At 38.7% G+C, this 18,505-nt stretch carries 13 protein-coding genes; all 13 read left to right on the forward strand.

Annotation, left to right across the window (positions count from 1 at the left end):
* Positions 1–896 precede the first annotated feature (896 nt).
* The 13 genes from NST25_RS06890 to NST25_RS06950 all read left to right on the forward strand — a co-directional run bounded on the left by NST25_RS06890 (position 897) and on the right by NST25_RS06950 (position 18,432).
* Positions 897–1,217 carry a hypothetical protein gene (locus NST25_RS06890; RefSeq protein ID WP_340393567.1) on the forward strand — a complete coding sequence of 107 codons (321 nt, stop codon included), beginning with the start codon at positions 897–899 and terminating at the stop codon, positions 1,215–1,217.
* A 338-nt stretch (positions 1,218–1,555) separates the two neighbouring features.
* On the forward strand, positions 1,556–2,089 hold the full coding sequence (locus NST25_RS06895) for a hypothetical protein (protein ID WP_139329986.1): 534 nt from the start codon (positions 1,556–1,558) through the stop codon (positions 2,087–2,089).
* Between the two features lie 238 nt (positions 2,090–2,327).
* Positions 2,328–3,944 carry an RHS repeat domain-containing protein gene (locus tag NST25_RS06900; RefSeq protein WP_339190048.1) on the forward strand — a complete coding sequence of 539 codons (1,617 nt, stop codon included), beginning with the start codon at positions 2,328–2,330 and terminating at the stop codon, positions 3,942–3,944.
* Between the two features lie 101 nt (positions 3,945–4,045).
* Positions 4,046–4,339, forward strand: a complete 294-nt coding sequence (locus NST25_RS06905) for a hypothetical protein (protein WP_076187705.1) — start codon at positions 4,046–4,048, stop codon at positions 4,337–4,339.
* A gap of 37 nt (positions 4,340–4,376) precedes the next feature.
* On the forward strand, positions 4,377–5,453 hold the full coding sequence (locus NST25_RS06910) for a hypothetical protein (RefSeq protein WP_339190050.1): 1,077 nt from the start codon (positions 4,377–4,379) through the stop codon (positions 5,451–5,453).
* Positions 5,454–6,114: 661 nt separating this feature from the next.
* Entirely contained in the window at positions 6,115–11,655 is a 5,541-nt protein-coding gene (locus tag NST25_RS06915; protein ID WP_340393572.1) for an RHS repeat-associated core domain-containing protein, read from the forward strand.
* Positions 11,656–11,666: 11 nt separating this feature from the next.
* Entirely contained in the window at positions 11,667–12,017 is a 351-nt protein-coding gene (locus NST25_RS06920) for a hypothetical protein (RefSeq protein ID WP_076187637.1), read from the forward strand.
* Between the two features lie 797 nt (positions 12,018–12,814).
* On the forward strand, positions 12,815–13,612 hold the full coding sequence (locus NST25_RS06925; protein WP_340393575.1) for an RNA replicase: 798 nt from the start codon (positions 12,815–12,817) through the stop codon (positions 13,610–13,612).
* A 322-nt stretch (positions 13,613–13,934) separates the two neighbouring features.
* Positions 13,935–14,738 (forward strand): recombinase family protein, encoded by an 804-nt coding sequence (locus NST25_RS06930; protein WP_340393576.1) that lies wholly within the window; start codon positions 13,935–13,937, stop codon positions 14,736–14,738.
* Between the two features lie 153 nt (positions 14,739–14,891).
* Positions 14,892–16,127: an IS110 family transposase gene (locus tag NST25_RS06935; RefSeq protein WP_340394369.1), complete on the forward strand. Its 1,236-nt coding sequence runs from the start codon at positions 14,892–14,894 to the stop codon at positions 16,125–16,127.
* Between the two features lie 143 nt (positions 16,128–16,270).
* Complete coding sequence (locus NST25_RS06940) at positions 16,271–16,900, forward strand: endopeptidase (RefSeq protein WP_340393578.1); 630 nt, start codon at positions 16,271–16,273, stop codon at positions 16,898–16,900.
* 36 nt (positions 16,901–16,936) lie between these two features.
* Positions 16,937–17,710, forward strand: a complete 774-nt coding sequence (locus tag NST25_RS06945; RefSeq protein WP_076305689.1) for a hypothetical protein — start codon at positions 16,937–16,939, stop codon at positions 17,708–17,710.
* 113 nt (positions 17,711–17,823) lie between these two features.
* Complete coding sequence (locus NST25_RS06950; RefSeq protein ID WP_076305688.1) at positions 17,824–18,432, forward strand: helix-turn-helix transcriptional regulator; 609 nt, start codon at positions 17,824–17,826, stop codon at positions 18,430–18,432.
* The last annotated feature ends 73 nt before the right edge of the window (positions 18,433–18,505 follow it).

Raw genomic sequence — 18,505 nt, forward strand, 5'->3', positions numbered from 1 at the left:
GATCATCCTCACCATTTGACTCTGTGACAGTATTTTTTTTACAACCGTTGTAACCCCTCCAAAGTAAACACTATTAACCCAAACATCATTATAGTAGAGCCAGTTTCATTGTTATGTTTGTTTAAAAGGAACAACAGCTTTCCAGACTCCATCTGAGACTTCTTGACCTGCCACTCAAGGAGATTCTAAATCGTCATTACCTTTGTAATATTCTCATTATCATATTACCTCCTTATAAAATCTGATAGAATTATAGCTTTTTTAGAAATCTCTGTAAAAGTATATTTAATGATATTTAAATGAAAAAATTCTTTTCAAAATGAATGTTTATCCTTATATATAATATTATTTCCAAAAATGAACAATTGTAATATAGTAGTAATATTGTTGTTTTTTTGCGGAGTAATCAATTAGTATTCAGGGGAGGGACATATTAGTTGTTTCAAAAGTCATTTTAAAATTTATTTTTCTATAATTTTAGTATTACTTATTAATTTACTCTATTGTGTAAATGTATTTGGAACTTCGTATTCATATTACTATGATTCTTCCGGCTGTGTCTTAAGTGCAACAAGCCCTTTGGGAGAAGGATATGATTTTGTTTATGATGATAATGGTAATCTGCTTAGAAAAAAACTAATAGAGAATTTGATCTTTAACCCTAGTTTTGAAAAAGTAGATAGCAATAATATGACTAAAGCAGATGTATGGGAATCGATATCTAGTAAGGGTACTGGGTTCGAACTAGTAAATGATGCAGCTAGTGGCACAAAGAATATGGGACTCAGGATTAGGATTAGGACTATTCACAGGTATTAGTTAAAAATTCTGGTTGCAGGGGGAAAGACATATTCTGCGAGCACTCAAGTACAGGTCGTGAGACTAAAGGAGCGAGTGTGCAGTTCTACATAGTTCTCATGGATGCACAGAATAATGTTGTAGAGGCTCATGTAAAGGAAGTAAACATAGCCAATTGGGAATATACTACATTGAATATAAGGGGGAGTGTTCCTGTAACTGCTGTAAACGCCAGAGTTTACATTATATTGCGATCCACTAGTATAGATGGAATGGGGAATTTTGTAGTAGACACGACTAATTTTGAATATGGATCGAGGAATAATTTGTTAGTAAACGCTAGCTTTGAGAAATTAGAAAGTAAGGTGAAAACTTCAGCAGATGGTTGGTTCAAGAGCACTTCTACCAACACAGGTTAGGAGCTGGTAAATGACGCTGCTAGTGGAGATAAGGCCCAAAAGATGTGGGACACAGAATTAGGATTCGGCCTTTATTCAGGTCTTAGTCAAACAATCCAAGTTACTGGAGGGAAGGCATATTCAGCTCATGCCCAGGTACAGATTCGAGAGATCAAGGGAGCAAGTGTGTAATTCTACATAGATTTTGTGGATGCACAGAATTATGTTGTTGAGGCACAAGTAACGGAGGCAAACACAGCCAATTGGGAATATGTTACCTTAAACATAAGGGGAAATTTCCCTGTAACTGCTGTAAAAGCCAGGGTATATATTATATTGCGATCCCCAGTGTAAAAGGAATGGGTGATTTTGCAGTAGATACGGCTAATTTCGAGTATGAATCCAGAAAGAATCTGTTAGTAAATGGAAGCTTTGAAAAAGCAAAAAATCAGATAAAAACCTCAGCAGACGCCTGGTCAAAAATGGCTGCAACAAACACAGGTTTCGAATTGATTTATGATGACGTAACCAAAGAAAGTGCGCAGAAAATATGGGACTCAGGATTAGGCGTAGGCGTAGGCTATTTTTCAGGTCTTTATCAGACAGTTCAAGTCGTAGGTGGAAAAGCTTTTCGTACCAATGCTAAAGTACAAATCTTTGAAATCAAAGAGGCAATTGTACAATTGTACATTGATTTCGTAGATGCACAGAATAAATTCGTGGGAACTTTCATTACAGATACAGCTTTGGTTAACAACGAATACGTGGCACTGAACATAAGTGAAAGTGTTCCTGTAACTGCTGTAAATGCCAGGGTTTATATTATATTGCGATCTACTAGTGCAAATGGGATGGGTACTTTTTTTGTGGATTCAGCAGACTTCGAACAGTAGTATTCAGATTAATATAAAAATAAAAATGTTTTTGAATGTATGGAGAAATAGGGCTATATCTCAGTAATGAATAATAGGAGAGTATAAAAATAGGACAGGTTGTCTCAATGTGAATTTTTTTCAAAATGTTAGATGTTCTCAAGAGGGATGGACGCAATTTATATAGACAATTCAACCAGCTCACAGAGATGGGGAAAAGTGAAGGACTACTATAAATAATTAAAAAAAAGGGGATTATATGAAAAATAAATTTTTTCGAGTTATCTGTTTTATAAGTATTTTTTTGTTCTTGGTTATTGCTCCTACTTCTAATTGTATTTATGCCATGAATTCATATTATTACGATACTAATGGCAGATTAATACAAGAAAGCGATTTAAGTGGTGAGGCGGTTAGATATCTGTATGATCAAAATGGAAATTTAATTTCTAAAAATACAGGGGAACCTTATTTTGAATTCCTCTCAGCGTTCGATTCAAAACAAGGGAGAAACAATTGGTACTATCAAACATGGAATGGAACTCGTTATGAAGATATGAGTTGGGACATCACAGAATTAAGATGGAAAGGTAAAAATAGCTGGGACATTATTAATAAAGAATGGATACATCCAGATGGGAATGATTCAGTGCTTAAGTGGGTCGCACCACAGACAGGTTCGATAAGAGTAACGGGAAGAGTAGCGAAACACCCAGTGAATTTGCAAGGAGATGGCGTGCGGGTCAAAATCATGAAAAATAATACACCAGTTTGGCCAGCAACTGGGTGGAAAAGTATACAAGGAGATGATGCAACTGGTATTGAAATCAATTTAAATTTGAATGTAACAATGGGAGACTCGATTTATTTTATAGTGAATCAAAATGGAAGTACTGAATATGATGCAACATCATGGAATCCAGCAATTACTTATATTGAAAAGGTATCTTCAGCATTCGGTTCAGAACAAGGAAGAAACAATTGGTACTATCAAATATGGAATGGAACTCGCTATGAAGATATGAGTTGGGACACCACAGAATTAAGATGGAAAGGTAAAAATAGCTGGGACATTATTAGTAAAGAATGGATACATCCAGATGGGAATGATTCAGTGCTTAAGTGGGTCGCACCACATACAGGTTCGATAAGAGTAACGGGAAGAGTAGCGAAACACCTAGTAAATCTGCAAGGAGATGGTGTGCGAGTCAAAATTCTAAAAAACAATTCACATGTTTGGCCAGCATCTGGGTGGAAAAGTATACAAGGAAATGATGCAACTGGTGTTGGAATCAATTTAAACTTGAATGTAACAATGGGAGACTCGATTTATTTTATAGTGAATCAAAATGGAAACCAAGGATATGATGGAACATCATGGAATCCGGCAGTGACATATATAGAGAAGGTATCTTCAGCATTCGGCTCAGAACAAGGAAGAAACAATTGGTACTATCAAATATGGAATGGAACTCGCTATGAAGATATGAGTTGGGACACCACAGAATTAAGATGGAAAGGTAAAAATAACTGGGACATTATTAGTAAAGAATGGATACATCCAGATGGGAATGATTCAGTGCTTAAGTGGGTCGCACCACAGACAGGTTCGATAAGAGTAACGGGAAGAGTAGCGAAACACCCAGTGAATTTGCAAGGAGATGGCGTGCGGGTCAAAATCATGAAAAATAATACACCAGTTTGGCCAGCAACTGGGTGGAAAAGTATACAAGGAGATGATGCAACTGGTATTGAAATCAATTTAAATTTGAATGTAACAATGGGAGACTCGATTTATTTTATAGTGAATCAAAATGGAAGTACTGAATATGATGCAACATCATGGAATCCAGAAATTACTTATATTGGGGAGTAATGTATACTCCAAACTGAAATTAGTAGTAGAACAAACTATAGAATTTATTCAGAATGACAATCAAAGATTAATAAATATAATGTCTATAAGAAAGGGAGAAGATGATAAGATTATCGAAATTACATATTTATGTACTTGAAGCATTATTATTAGTTCTAATTTTTGTTATATTTCAAAATGAAGTTTTGGCTGCAAATACTGAACTGATAATAAATGAATCTTTTGAGAATGGTACTTTCAATGGAACCAATCTGCTACCTGTTTCAGGATCAATCACAAATGATCCAAAGAATGTAGTAAGTGGAGATTATCCAGCCTATTTAAAATCTTCCTTATCTGATGAATGGAAGGAATTTACCTATTCAGATCAAAATAAGGTGAAATTCGAAAAATAATACTTATTCGATAACATTCTCATATAAATCAATTGATATGCAACCATTAGATAAGAGTCGTTTTTTATATTCATTAGTTCGTAGTATAGATAATCAGGAGGATATAAACTTTAACTCTTGGAATGATGCAAGTGGGAATACAGGGTTCAGAACGTTAACTTTTACAACCGGAAATAAAGATAATTACTATTTAGTTTGGGGTATCCATGGGGAAGGAGCATTTTCATTAGATGATATTAAGGTCGGAAAAGTAATTTCACTAAAAAGTGAATCGTTCGAAGAAGGTTCTTTCGGTAAAACTGATTTTTTAGCTATCAATGGGACTATCACTAGTGATTCCACGAAGGTAGTAAGTGGGAATTATTCAGCTAATCTTCGTTCCTCTAAAACTGAGCAATGGAAAGAATTTGCTTATACAAATTCCAATAAAGTTAAATTCGAGCCGAATACTGCCTATATTATTTCTTTTTCTTATAAAGCAATAGATATGCAACAAAATGATAGCGATTCATGTTACTACTTTTTAGCTCGAAGTACTGACAACCTTGAAGATAAAGATAGAACAGATTGGAAGGATTCTAGCGGAAATAAGGGTAGAAAAACAGTTAGATTTACAACAGGTAGCAAAGAAAATTACTATTTGATCTGGGGAATTCATAATGGTGGAGAGCTATCTCTTGATGATATTGAAATCACTAAAGTAAGTGAGTCATTCGAGAATGGAAGCTTTTTTAATACCAATTTTAAAGCAGGATCTGGAATGATTACAACTGATCCTACTTTTGTTGTAAGCGGTAAATATTCTGCGTATCTTAGATCCCAAACGAATGAAAAATGGAAAGAGTTCAGTTATTCCGATTTGGAAGAAGTGAGATTTGAACCATACACAACATATTCAATTACTTTTATATATAAATCATTGGAAATGGATCCTGTTGGAGATAATTACTTTTATTTTTTGGCAAGAAGTAGCGATAATCAGGACAATAAAGGTTGGACTGCGTGGAAAAAATCAAGTGGAACAAAAGAGAAGAGGACCATAACATTTACAACTGGTAGTAAAGAAAACTATTATTTGATCTGGGGAATTCATAAGGGGGAGCAATTTCAATAGATGATATTGAAATAACTAAGGTAAGCGAATCTTTTGAGCAGGGGTCCTACACTAAGACTTTATATTCTCCGATTTCTCGAATCATTACTTTTGATCCCTCTAAAGTGGTTAACGGTAAATATTCAGCGTATTTGAGTTCATCGGGTACAGAGGAATGGAGTGATTTTTTAAGAAACGATAGCATTAAGAGTAGATTTCAAAAAAATACAGCCTACTCTGTAACCTTCACCTATAAAACTATAGATATGCAAGTATCTGATGATAATCGTTACTTTTATTTTTAGCCCGTAGTGCTGATAATACTGAAGATAAGGGATGGACTTACTGGAGGGATCCTATAGGTACAAAAGGAACACGAACAGTAACTTTTACAACTGGAGATAGTGATGATTATTACATATATTGGGGAATCCATGGGGGTGGTGCTCTCTCATTAGATGATATTATTATAACCCAATTACAAACTCCTCAATATGATAGTAATGGAAGATTAGTGCAAGTAAGGCAATCAGATAATAAAGTGATCAAATACTATTATGACTCAAATGGAAATCTAATTAGTATTAAAACTGAATAGTTAATAGGATATCAAAGTTAGTTTGAAGGTAGAGATTATTATTCCGTTAATAAGTAACTAAAATAATTGCTGGAGGAAACTAAGTTGAAAAAAATAAAGCTAGTCAGAAAAATATCAATGGTCATCATGTGTTTATCTCTGATCATTCCAAATATTTTAGAAGGAACTGCGAACGCGAGTACAGCCGTTAAAAGTACTTCTGATCAAACTTACATAAACAAAGCACAAGATTTACCTGCTCCCTCACCTACACCACCAGATTTAGTAGATTTCTTAACGGACTCGGGAACACAGCCTACACCTACGACTCGTCCAGAGAACTCCGCGAGTAAAGCGGCTTTAAACGAAAATGATCTGTCTACCGATGAAGTCGTATCTGTGTCTACAGACGTCTATGATCAGATCGATCAGGGTACATTGATCATTCTTAAGTTGAAAACCAAAACCTTACAAAAACAAGGGCAACTAGACGCAGTACGGGCAGGTAAATCCCTTTCAAAACAGACCTTATCACGTTCTGAAGGCAATAAATTATCGGATTTATCTGAATCTGAAATTAAACAACTAGCTGAGGCTGGAGCATCCAAGGTCGATGTTTATTGGATTAATTACCTCACGATAGGTCAATCACATCTGACACCGTTGGAGTTTTGGAAATGGAAACAGGAAAAGGAATTATCTTGGGAAGAAATTGAACAGGAACTTGAGAAGGATGTAGAAATAATTGATCGACCTTCTGTGGAAGACGATGTATATGCCGACACCCCGGCTATATTTAGTGAGAGGCAGTCCGTGACTTCCAGTGTCTATGAGTCAGGGGAGTACTCAGCGCTTGCAGCTAATACGATCAACGCTTTCGATGCAGCATCTTCTAGTGTGTTTAATGATTTAATCGTTCATTCCCAAATCAACCAGATCCAAAAACCTCAGTATAATGACAGTAACAATAGTAGTGAAGTGGTTGATCCGGTGTCGGGAAGTTTGACGCGGAAAGAAAATTTGATACATTTGCCAGGTGTAGATGGTTTGGATCTTGATGTTGGTCTTATGTATGACTCTAATCAGGGCGTCCCCTTTATTTCTTATGTTTTCTGGAACTCTTACTGGCAGATGTGGGATCGGAGTTATAGTTATAGTACTCCTCCTATGAGTATTGGATGGTCATTTCAATTTCCATCTATGCAATATGTCAGCGATCAAGGTATGTTCTATCATGATGGAAAAGGGAACACATATAAAGTTGGAAGCATAGATGGTTTATCCAATTATACGGGATTGATCAATTATAAAGGAAAGGATAAAAGGTTTGTCAGTGAAACATGGAACCAAGGTCAGTTTAGCAATGGTCAAATCCAATCCTCATCTTACATTGAATATTCTGACTTTAAGCGTGAATATTTTTCAGGTAATGGCGATTTAATTGGTATTGTTGATCGCTTTAACAATACTATTACGTTTAAATATGAGAATGCCGGTAAGTTATCCTCCATCACGGACACCATGGGCCGTGTGATTCAATTTAGTTATGAAGACAACCTTTATGACGGAGATGTGGTTATCCGTGTGTTTGACGGAGAAAATGAAGTTCAAAAGGTAGTTTTGACGAAGGAAAGTGTTATAGCTAGTATTCCTAATGGCGATTATGTAGCACCTCTTCAAATACGTATTCCTGTGCTCTCACAGATTACCAAACAAAATGGAGAAAAAACCTATTTTAACTATCAGAATGAGGTGGCTCTTTATTCTCATTATGGATATATGTTTAATTCTCTTTTAAAAGAAGTGAAGCACCCCCACTCTACCACCAAATATGATTATACTTGGGTTAATCGGCATATTGGTGAATATGAGAGCGTCAGAGAATTTCAAGTGGCTTCAAGAGGTGATTATACTGGGTCAAATGCTTACCAGCAAATAAAATATTTGTATAATGGAGATTATGCCGGAAACGCGCCTACTCAATATCCAGGTCACTTACCTGATGACTTCCGATTTAGTACCGCATCAGCAGTGGTCAGTAATACAGCTAGTAACAACCTTCAAACGACAAATACCTTTGATAAAGACGGTAGGGTTTTACGTACAGAGACCCGGGAGGCTGGCGGAGAACGGAAGGTGACGGAAAATACAGCATTTCATGGGGTATTTACTCAGTCACCCACACGAACGATAATCTCAGAATATGCGGCCCAAGATAGTGAAGCCACTGCTAATCATCAGTATACCGAAACTGTATGGAATGATTGGGGCTTACTTCAAAGTCAAACGGAGCCACTAAGTGGTGAACAATTCAACACTCCGGGAATCAAACAGCACTATACAACAACCTATCAATACGAACCTAAATATCGATTCCTAGAAACAAAATCTTGGTACCAGAATGAATCTGATCCGGCCCCATTAATTGAACGATACACCTACACTGACAAGGGAAGGCTATCGACAGTAACGAATGCGTCGGGGGAACAAACCACATATAGTTATGGTAACCGCGATACCTTGGGTGGAATCTCTCAAATGACGGCTGAAAAGACAGCCAAGGGTCAATTGGTAGCTAAAAGTGTAACCATATACGGACCTGAGAGTCGTTACGCCTACCCGACAGAACAACAACAGTGGTTCAACATCGGGAAGTCTGACCAGAAAATCGTGAAGACGAAGATGAGTTACGAGATGGGAACGGGTTTGCTGAAAAGTCAAAGTGACGGCAACGATCAGACTACGGTCTATGAATATGATGCAGCAGGTCGTCTAAAAAAAGAAACACATCCGATTCGAACCAATAGCAATGGAGAAACCTTCAGAGAGGTTATCGATTACAATTATTATCATCAAACCTCCAGTAACTTTGATTCGGTGAATGCAGGGACCTATGTTCTGAAGGTCGATACGATTAAAACTGTCACTCAATTATCCACTAACAGTAGTATGAGAACGTATGCGAATACGTTATATAATGGAATGGGCCTAGCGTTGTTAGAAGAGCATTATGACGATAACGTGAGTCAATGGGTCTTCACCCAGTACCACTACGATGATCAAGGACAAGCGATCTATCAAAAGGATGCGTTAGGCAATGAGATTACGGCTAGTTACGATGCATGGGGAAGGCAGAATCGTGCCACAGATGCCAATAACAATATATATGTAACGGATCATAACCTTAAGCAGCGCAAGACAGAAAGTTACATGATTGCTGCTGACACTCAAGAACGATTGAATTATCTGGAAACTATCTATGATCCATGGGGCCAGCCAGTTACCATGAAAACCTATAAAGACTGGCCGAGTCAATCACAGCCCCTCACAGAAAGTTATCGGTACGACATCAGTGGTAACGTGATCGGTTATACGGACCCTGCGAATCATCTGAACGATGCTGGGATTACAACATCGTATAGCTATGATGCTCTAAATCGTCTAACCTCCGTCTATGATGCGTTAAACCAGCGCACACGCTATACGTACGATGGAATTGGTCAGCTTGCGAAAGTTACGGTGCAAGCTAAAGGTGGAGCGGAGCAAACGCTGAATACCAAGAGCTACAACGAAGTTGGGTTATTGACGAGCAAGCTGGATGGGGCCTCTCAAAGTGAAAGCTTATCCTACAATGCATTAGGGCAACTAACCAGCAAAACCGATCGTAATGGCAGTGTGTTTAACTACAGCTATGACGAAATTGGTGGGCTTAAATCTAGCACAGTCAGCGGGAGTATCAACAATGTACCTCAGACACAGAAAACTGAATTGACATATAGCGATGGCTCGCCGAATTTGCAGACTACTAAAACCTATCTTAATGGAACAATGAAGGCTGTGCAGAGCAGTAGTGTGAACAGTTTGAATCAGGTACGGAGTATGAGCGGTACGGTCTATCCATCTGGGGTAGCTGCCCACTCTGCTTATATACTGAACCAGCGGGACGCGCTTGGTCGAATGACACAACTGAATGATAGCTACTTAGGCTTTTATGTAAACTACCAATACAACAAAACGAGATTGGACAAAGTGCAGACAAACGGAAGTTCTGTAGTGGATAGTGCATCAGCAGCCAATGTTCAATACGTTTATTCTGCCAATAACCTAGTGAAGTTCATTATCTATCCGACTCTGACAGACGGCAGTGTGTTACGGACCGAGTATGCGTATAACAAAGCGCTGAACTGGGTCGAGAGTATTACGAACCAGAAGGGAAGTAGCGTACTTTCTAGATATGTGTACGGATATGATAATAACGGAAATGTGATCTCGATCAAGGAAACGAAAAAAGATGGAACGGAACAAACGACAACATTTGCGTATGATGCATTGAATCGCTTAATAGCAACAGTACATCCAGGTGGGGGTCGTGATGGATATACCTACGATGTACGTGGCAACCGCTTGACAATGGAACAAAGTGTGGGTGATCCAGTAGCTTCATTTGAGGATACTAGCTATAGTTATGACTTGTGGAATACGTTAACATCCGTAACAAAGAACGGAAGCGAGACGAGGTTCGAGTACTATGGTGACGGACTTCGTGCGATAAAGAGCAAAGGTAGCACGCATACGCAAGTAAACTATGATTTAAATGGACAGGTAATTACGGAAGAAAAGTTAAATGGTAATAATATCGTGCAGAAATCCACGTATGTCCGAGGCGACCGAGTACTGGTGAAGAAAGACAAGACCGCTAGTAAAGATTATTATTATCTGTACAATGGTCACGGCGATGTAGTACAGATGGTAGATACGAGTGGTGCAGTAGTGAATAGCTATGCTTACGATGTGTGGGGCAACATTACCAGCCAAAAAGAAGAAACGCCAAACCCATTCAAGTACACAGGTGAAGTGTATGATGAAGAGACAGGTCTTTACTATCTGCGTGCACGATATTATGATCCGAGTATGGGGCGGTTTTTAAATGAGGATACGTATGAGGGGCAGATTGATAATCCGTTGAGTTTGAATTTGTATACGTATGTGCATAATAATCCGTTGATTTATACTGATCCGACAGGACATTTTGCGCAAATGGGTACTGGTGGAGTCGGAGGAAGTATGGGGGAAAGACAATATGTTGATTTATCAACCCTTACCCAACTCCAGCTATCGTCTATTATTGCGGATAACAGTAATACACAAGATACAAAAGCAGCTGCAATGGCTGAAATTATTAAAAGAAACTTTATGCTTATAGAAAATGGAGCATATAAAGCGGCTGCAGGAGCTAAAGGTCTTTTTAATATGGCTAGAAAAGCTTTACAGAGTGAAAAAAAGTTAGAAGTTGTTGTCAATAATTCTTTAAAAGGTATCAAGGCTGGTATTGCACAATCAAGAATAAATATCAGCAATAAAGGTTGGACTCATGTACTGGATAGACATTTTTCAGAAAAAGCAGCCTCTCAGTTTACAATTTCTCAAAACGAGTTGCGTAATTTGTTATCTAGTAAAGATGTTATAGGATCCCCTATTATTCGTACGATTGATAGCGCTGATGGAGTGAGATATGTTAGAGAGATAACTTTTAACCAAGTAATAGGACTTGATAAAATGAATGATTATAACCCTACAACAATAATGACAATTTTAACAGACGTACATGGGAACTTAGTAACAGCTACACCTGGAGTAATTAAGTGAGGAGCATAAAAATGAAATTAAAAGGAAGCAAAACTGAGGAAGAATATAGACAATTATTAACTAAGTCGAATGAAGATTTTTTTAGTAATAGTAAATATTATCCAATTATTGATGAGCTTAAGAAAGAAGTTCATAATACATTTTCAGCATATATAATTGACTGGATTCCTGAACAAGAAGAAGAACTGTTTGATATTTTAATTAGCGAAAATTGTATCCTAAAAGTTTTATTAAAGCATGATGAAGGTGTTGCTGTAATTACTGATGCATTAACTCTTTCACAATATTGTAAAGGACTAAGTCAGCGATATCGAATTAAACTTGCAGTAGCTCTCGATTTACTAAAGAACCATGACCAATAGTGTTAACGGACATAAGGGGCTTTTTAGATTTTCAAGTAATGGTGTTTTATCAAGAACCTTGATCGGCTAATGCCTTTCAAGGTTTTTCTTTATAAGGTAAATTAAACTCAAATGGAATCAACAAAGTTTATTTTAATATATATACTGACTTCTCTCGGCTAATGGACTATTTCCACCTCAATCACTCATTCACCTCCGAACTAAAATAAACAGATTTTCGTAAAAAAAACTGCATGAGGCAATCTGATCAACAAAATAGATCGGATAAAACTTTCCCAGTATCTGAGCGATAGAAACGAATGCTACGTAATTAGAAATCACTATAGAAGGCCAAGTCTTTCTAAACATGAACTTCCGACTGTATAAGCAATAAAGGCGTAAATTACCTGAATTAAATTGTCTGTAACCATTTCAATTTCTTAATGCAAGAACTCTGGACGAAGCGAAGCGGAGTCTCCGAGCGCAGCGAGGGGTAGCAATACTTAAACGTTCCTCGACATATGCGTTTAGATGAACACGATACCTCTTTAAGGCGCTGTAGGAGGCGTTTGCATCCGTAAGAAAGGAAAACGTCAGTACTTTCACAAACGCATGTATTTGCCCTATTACAATCCGCTGTATACATTTAAGCCCCCGCAAAAGCTCTACCCCAAAAACATCTCCGTAATTAATCGTAACAAATCCGTCAAAAATACTCTTCACCCCATGGCATACACACGGAGTACACTCTTCTCCCCTTGCTTTATTTATGGCAAAGGCTACCCCAAAGGGGCCTTACCCTAAGGAGGAAGAAGAGTATGAATGCGTATAACTGTCAGGCAACATGGATTGGTAACTGCTTGAAGGTAAAGATGTATGGGAAACCCATACACCCTGGCCGCATCAAGCCCTACCGAACGATGACTAAGCGCCAAATGGAAGGGATTAATTCTAACTTTCCCTTGAAACCTGAGTCGCTAGATCTGGGCAACTTCTCACGATATAACAGCATCCCACAGCCTAGACGGCTGTCATTGGCAGAACGAGAACGATTCGAAAATCTGATGGATTTGAACTTCGCCAAGGGTCATAAGTACATCACCCTAACGTATGGAAAAGAGCACGTTTCGCTGGCCGAAGCCAGTAAGGATTTTGAAAACTGGGTCAAGCGGATGCGGGAGCGGTATGGGGACTTTAAATATCTTGCGGTACGCTCATTTCAAGGTAGAGGAACGATTCACTTTCACATACTGGCGAATCTTCCCCGAATTCCGAGGGAGGAACTGGCGGATGGTACGTTTAGGGCTATCTGGGGCCACGGAAATGTTGACTTTAAGCAAGTTTACGAATTATCTGCAGGAGATCGGAGAAATAAGCTTAAGAAGTATCTCCTGAAGAACCTTCAGGAATTTAAAGCGGATGAGCGCTCCTATGGCAAGCGGTTGTTCCTCCAAAGCAAGAACCTAAAGCTGCCTGAAATAATTAAGGGTAACTATGACGAGCTTATGGAGGACTTACGGAAGATGGGAGTTGAGCTGAGGCTGATAGAATCCAGACAATTTCCTGTGGACTATTTGAATTTTATCCGGTTAGAAACACATCAAATTATCGCTTGAACATAAAGCCTAACAGTTTAACGAGACGTGTATAAAGAGTCCCTCTAGGCCCTCACACGTATTTGGGTTCGATCTGTTAAGGTGGCTATAATTTAGAGCTTAAACTAGAGTTTCTGCATGGAATTTAGCTCTCCGAAGGCTACTTGGATAGTCTATATGGGAACTTAATACCAATTAACAACGGAGGAAGAGAAAGCTTGAATTCTTCTGCGGAGCGTACTATGCTTGCTTTTATTAAAAGGAATTAATTACCAAATAATAAGCGCTAAACTAGACTGCCGTTACGGTAATTAAAATTTTCGTTGCGATTGGGAGAAGGCAGATGAACGTAGTTGGGTATATTCGCGTGTCGACGCAAGGGCAAGTCAAAGAGGGATACAGCCTATCGTATCAGCAGGATGAAATCAAAGCGTACTGCAAGGAGCAGGGTTGGAATTTAATCACGATCTATACGGATGCCGGAGTAAGCGGCGCTAAGGTAGATGAGGAAGCTATGGGAGTAGAGCGGGAAGGTTTTCGGATGATGCTGGATGCGCTCTCTTCGAGTGGTGTGGATTATGTAATTGTCTTGAATACAAACCGACTATGGCGAAGCGATCTCGTCAAAGTCCTAGTCCACCGGGAGTTTAGAAAATACCGTGTAGATATCAGGAGTATTGAGCAGCCCACATATAGTATTCATCGTAAAGACCCGAATGATTTTCTGATGAATGGACTTATGGAACTGCTCGACCAATATCAGCGATTGGAAATTGCCTTGAAGCTCGGTCGTGGTAGGAATAAGAAAGCACAGCAAGGCGGATATGCCGGGGGTCGAGTAGCTTTTGGGTATTCAGCCAAGCGAGGCACGAAAGTGATGGAGATTAACCGAGTGGAGGCGTCAGCCATTAGGCGGCTGTTTGAACTGAGAGAGCGGTATTCGGATTGGACATTAGCAGAGTTAGCGAGACGCTTGAACGCTGAGGGCTTCACCACCCAGCAAGGTAAGCGGTTCACGAAGGTTCAGGTCAAGCGAATCCTTGATCGTAAAGAGTTTTACGGCGGGATATACCGTTACGGAAACGTGGAGGCTGTCGGTGTCCATCCAGCGATTCTGGAAATGGAGAACAGTAGCATTTCTCATTGATTTATGAGTCGATGAAATAAAGAGCCGTGTGAAGCCATGAGGGAGAAACAGGATTTTGCTAACGTATCTTTGCGGCCCGTCCGCTCGAACTGAGGATGCAGACCTGTTTCTTTATTCTTGATTTCTCCGGTTGACTTCAAGGAGTGGACAATCATAATAAAGCCGGATCAGTTAGTATATGTAGGCGTTGACCTGCATAAACAGCACCACACAGCCGTCATTTTGGATTGTTGGAATCATAAGCTAGGAGAAATTAAGTTCGATAACAAGCCTAAGGCCTTTCCGCTACTTGAAAAAGAAGTAAAGAAGCATACCCCGAAGGGAATGTCTGTGGTTTACGGGTTAGAGGATGTAGGCGGATATGGTAGAGCACTAGCAGTCTACTTAACAGAAAAGGGCTGCTTCGTGAAGGAAGTTAATGCGAAACTGGCGAACAATAGACGTAAGAGTCATGTAACCATACAGAAGTCAGATTCCTGGGATGCAGAATGTGTTGCTAAGGTCTTACGGGATGAATTACACAATCTACCGGATGCCAAGCCGATTGATCTGTACTGGGCCATTAGCCAGCTAGTAACCCAGCGTAATTGGCAGTCTAAGAATTTGACCGATGGGGTCAAGCGGCTACATCAGCAGCTAGGCTATCACTATCCAAGTTACAAAAAGTTCTTCTCAGAAATTGATGGGAAAACCGCCTTAGCCTTCTGGCATAAGTACCCTTCCCCGAATCATCTGTCAGGTATGAAGGTGGAGGAACTGGCCCTGTATCTCCGAAAGCTGAGTAATAACGGTTTATCTACCAAAAAAGCAGAGCAAATCCTGTCTCTTATCGCAGATGATGGCGACACAACACGTGATTTCCAAGACAAGCGGGATTTCATTGTCAAAGGCCTTGTGCGAAACATCCGCTTTTACAAAAGGGAAATGAGACGGGGCGAAGGAGAGATCAGAAAACTGATGGACCAGTTAGGTTTCCAACTGGAAAGCATGACAGGCATTGACCTCGTCACGGCAGCGGAGCTGGTAGCAGAGATTGGTGATATCTATCGCTTTGCTACGCCCGATAAGCTGGCCCGATTTGCCGGAATCGCTCCGGTAATCGTTGGCTCAGGAAACAAGGTCAGAAACTACAAGAGTAAGCAGGGGAACAGAGTATTACATGACATCATTAAATCTCTTGCGATCCGTCAGCTTCTGGTTACACGTTCTACAAAAGTACCCCGGAACCCCTACTTTCACTGGTACTATGAGCAAAAGTTAGCCGCAGGGAAGACCAAGCAGCAAGCCATTGTGTGTATTATGCGGAAGCTAGTGAGTGTCATCTTCTACTTGATGAAAACCAAGAAGGCATACGTAATTCCAGAAGTATCCATACCAAAAGCTGGATGATATAATCTTGGATGGCGGCGATTGGAAACAGTCGCCGTCCTCTATTTTAGAATAGTCGCTTTATAAACTAGGATACGTATGAGGGGCAGATTGATAATCCGTTGAGTTTGAATTTGTATACGTATGTAGAGAACAACCCATTAATGTATACTGATCCAAGTGGACATGCGCCAATCGTGGGGGATAGTCCATATGATACAGCCCCTACAAATACTGTTAAGGGTTATATAGTATATGTTACAGAAAATCAGTTAACCCAACTTGGATTCCAAAATGTAACTAATGATATGTTGAAAGACCTAAATATTACATTGGGCATGTTTGATATAACAACTAGCGATAGGATTAGTCATTTTCTAGCACAGGTAATGCAGGAATCTGAATTGGGTAGGTGGACTACTGAATTAGGTGGTAAAAAATATTTTTCAAAATATGAGCCTGGAACTAAATTAGGTAAACAACTTGGCAACAAGGATAAGGGTGATGGATATAAATTTAGAGGTGCAGGATATATACAAATGACTGGTAGGTATAACTATCAGCGTTTTGCTGACGCAATGGATGACCAGAAAATTATGGAGTTAGGTGCTGAATATGTTGCTGAAAATTATGCATGGCGTGCAGCTGGATTCTGGTGGGATGATAACAATATGAATGAATTGGTTGATTCAGGTGCTTCAGTTGAAAAAGTAACAAGGCGAGTTAATGGGGGGACAAATCATCTTGCTAATAGACAGAAATACTACGCACTTACTAAGAAAGTTATACGTTAAAGAAAGACTTACTACTTGGAATGGAGATGAAGAGATGTGAAGCAACGGTTAATAATTATAATACCAATTTTATTAATATTAATTTCTTGTAGTGCGAAAGCTGAGCTAAACTCTGATAAAGCAAAAAATAGTAGTGAATCAAGTATAGGAGAAAGTTACGAAGTTGAAAGTAACAAGTATTCTAAAAACAAGATTAACATAACGTATCCAAAATTAGTGAATTTAGCTAATGATACAAATGAAGTGAAAATAAATGAATTGATTCAAGAAGAAGCAATAAGAATAGTTAAATCGTATTCATTAGAGAAGGATAGTCTTGAAATCGGATATCGAATTACATTTAAGAGTAATGAGTTACTAAGCATTCAATACTCTGGATCAGCATTTGCTGAAGGAGCAGCCTATCCGTTAAATGTCTTTTATACCTCAAATATTGATTTGGAAAAGGGGGTTAAGGTTAAATTAACTGATTTATTAGAGATAAACGAAGCATTCGTTGAAGCATTTAAACAGGGTAACTATAAAAGTTATGATAAAGATTTAAATTTGCAAGAGGAAGGAGTTATAGAAGATATCTGGAGTGGATATGATGCTCAAGATTTACTTAATTATTTTAAACAATCAGATGAAGTAAGTCAGATAAATGAATCAGGCACATTCAGCTATATCACCCAAGATTCAATTGGAGTAAGTATTTCAGTTCCACATGCGTTAGGCGACCATCTAGAAATGGAGATAAGTTTTGCAGAATTAAGTGAAAATATAAAGAAAGAAAATAAGTTGCTAGATAGCATAGTAGTAAATAAGTAATATATTAGTTGACCACATGGATGGAGAATCCGTGTGGTTTTTTATGTTGACATTCTGAGTATGGCGAAGTATAATCATCACAGCAAGACATACTAAGTATGGCGGTGAATAAGATGATAGGATTACAATTTATAGCTGACACGTTTCACATGGAGTACAAATCTGTAGCAGAAGCCATCGGGGTTTCCAAGCAAACATTTCAGGACTGGATCAAAGAAAGACGGAAGATACCTGAACCACGTCTGGAGCAATTGTCTGAGTTATTTGGGATTGAGGATCAAACCTTGTTCCAGAAGGAGTTGCTTCCATCCGAAAAGTCGGAAATTCTGATGGTTTACTTAACTAAAACAGATGAACATGAGGAAATTGAGATAACAGGTGTTGATGACGAAGGATATGAATATACAACAACAGAGCATTACTCGCATAATAGGCAGCTCGTTGACTATATCTATGAAGAGCAGAAAAAAGAACGATTGATTGAACAGTTGGAAGTACTGGTCAATGACGAAGAAAATGAGAATTTTAAACGGCTTGAAGATGTAGTTACAGTATTTCAAGAACAGAATCGCAATAAAAAGACAGCATTGGAATTGGTCTTATATTATCTCGTTCACCGGGATAACGAATGGGGAGTCCACCCAGATTACGCAAAATACGAACAGAAACAGTTCTTTGAGAAACTTGACAAGCTGTTTGAAGAAATAGGAATAAAACCTTAATGAGGTGGTGAGCACGATGAACAAGATAAATACGAGTTGAACAATAGCCTGACTCCAGCCGTGGATTCTCGTT

Source organism: Paenibacillus sp. FSL E2-0190, assembly GCF_037992965.1.
In the GTDB taxonomy this organism is placed as follows: Bacteria; Bacillota; Bacilli; order Paenibacillales; family Paenibacillaceae; genus Paenibacillus_AQ; species Paenibacillus_AQ odorifer.

Bases quoted from the DNA above. Each gene is read 5' to 3' on its own strand.
- NST25_RS06895 (WP_139329986.1), top strand. From the start codon at position 1,556: ATGGGTGATTTTGCAGTAGATACGGCTAATTTCGAGTATGAATCCAGA.
- NST25_RS06900 (WP_339190048.1), top strand. From the start codon at position 2,328: ATGAAAAATAAATTTTTTCGAGTTATCTGTTTTATAAGTATTTTTTTG.
- NST25_RS06905 (WP_076187705.1), top strand. From the start codon at position 4,046: ATGATAAGATTATCGAAATTACATATTTATGTACTTGAAGCATTATTA.
- NST25_RS06910 (WP_339190050.1), top strand. From the start codon at position 4,377: ATGCAACCATTAGATAAGAGTCGTTTTTTATATTCATTAGTTCGTAGT.
- NST25_RS06920 (WP_076187637.1), top strand. From the start codon at position 11,667: ATGAAATTAAAAGGAAGCAAAACTGAGGAAGAATATAGACAATTATTA.
- NST25_RS06925 (WP_340393575.1), top strand. From the start codon at position 12,815: ATGAATGCGTATAACTGTCAGGCAACATGGATTGGTAACTGCTTGAAG.
- NST25_RS06930 (WP_340393576.1), top strand. From the start codon at position 13,935: ATGAACGTAGTTGGGTATATTCGCGTGTCGACGCAAGGGCAAGTCAAA.
- NST25_RS06940 (WP_340393578.1), top strand. From the start codon at position 16,271: ATGTATACTGATCCAAGTGGACATGCGCCAATCGTGGGGGATAGTCCA.
- NST25_RS06950 (WP_076305688.1), top strand. From the start codon at position 17,824: ATGATAGGATTACAATTTATAGCTGACACGTTTCACATGGAGTACAAA.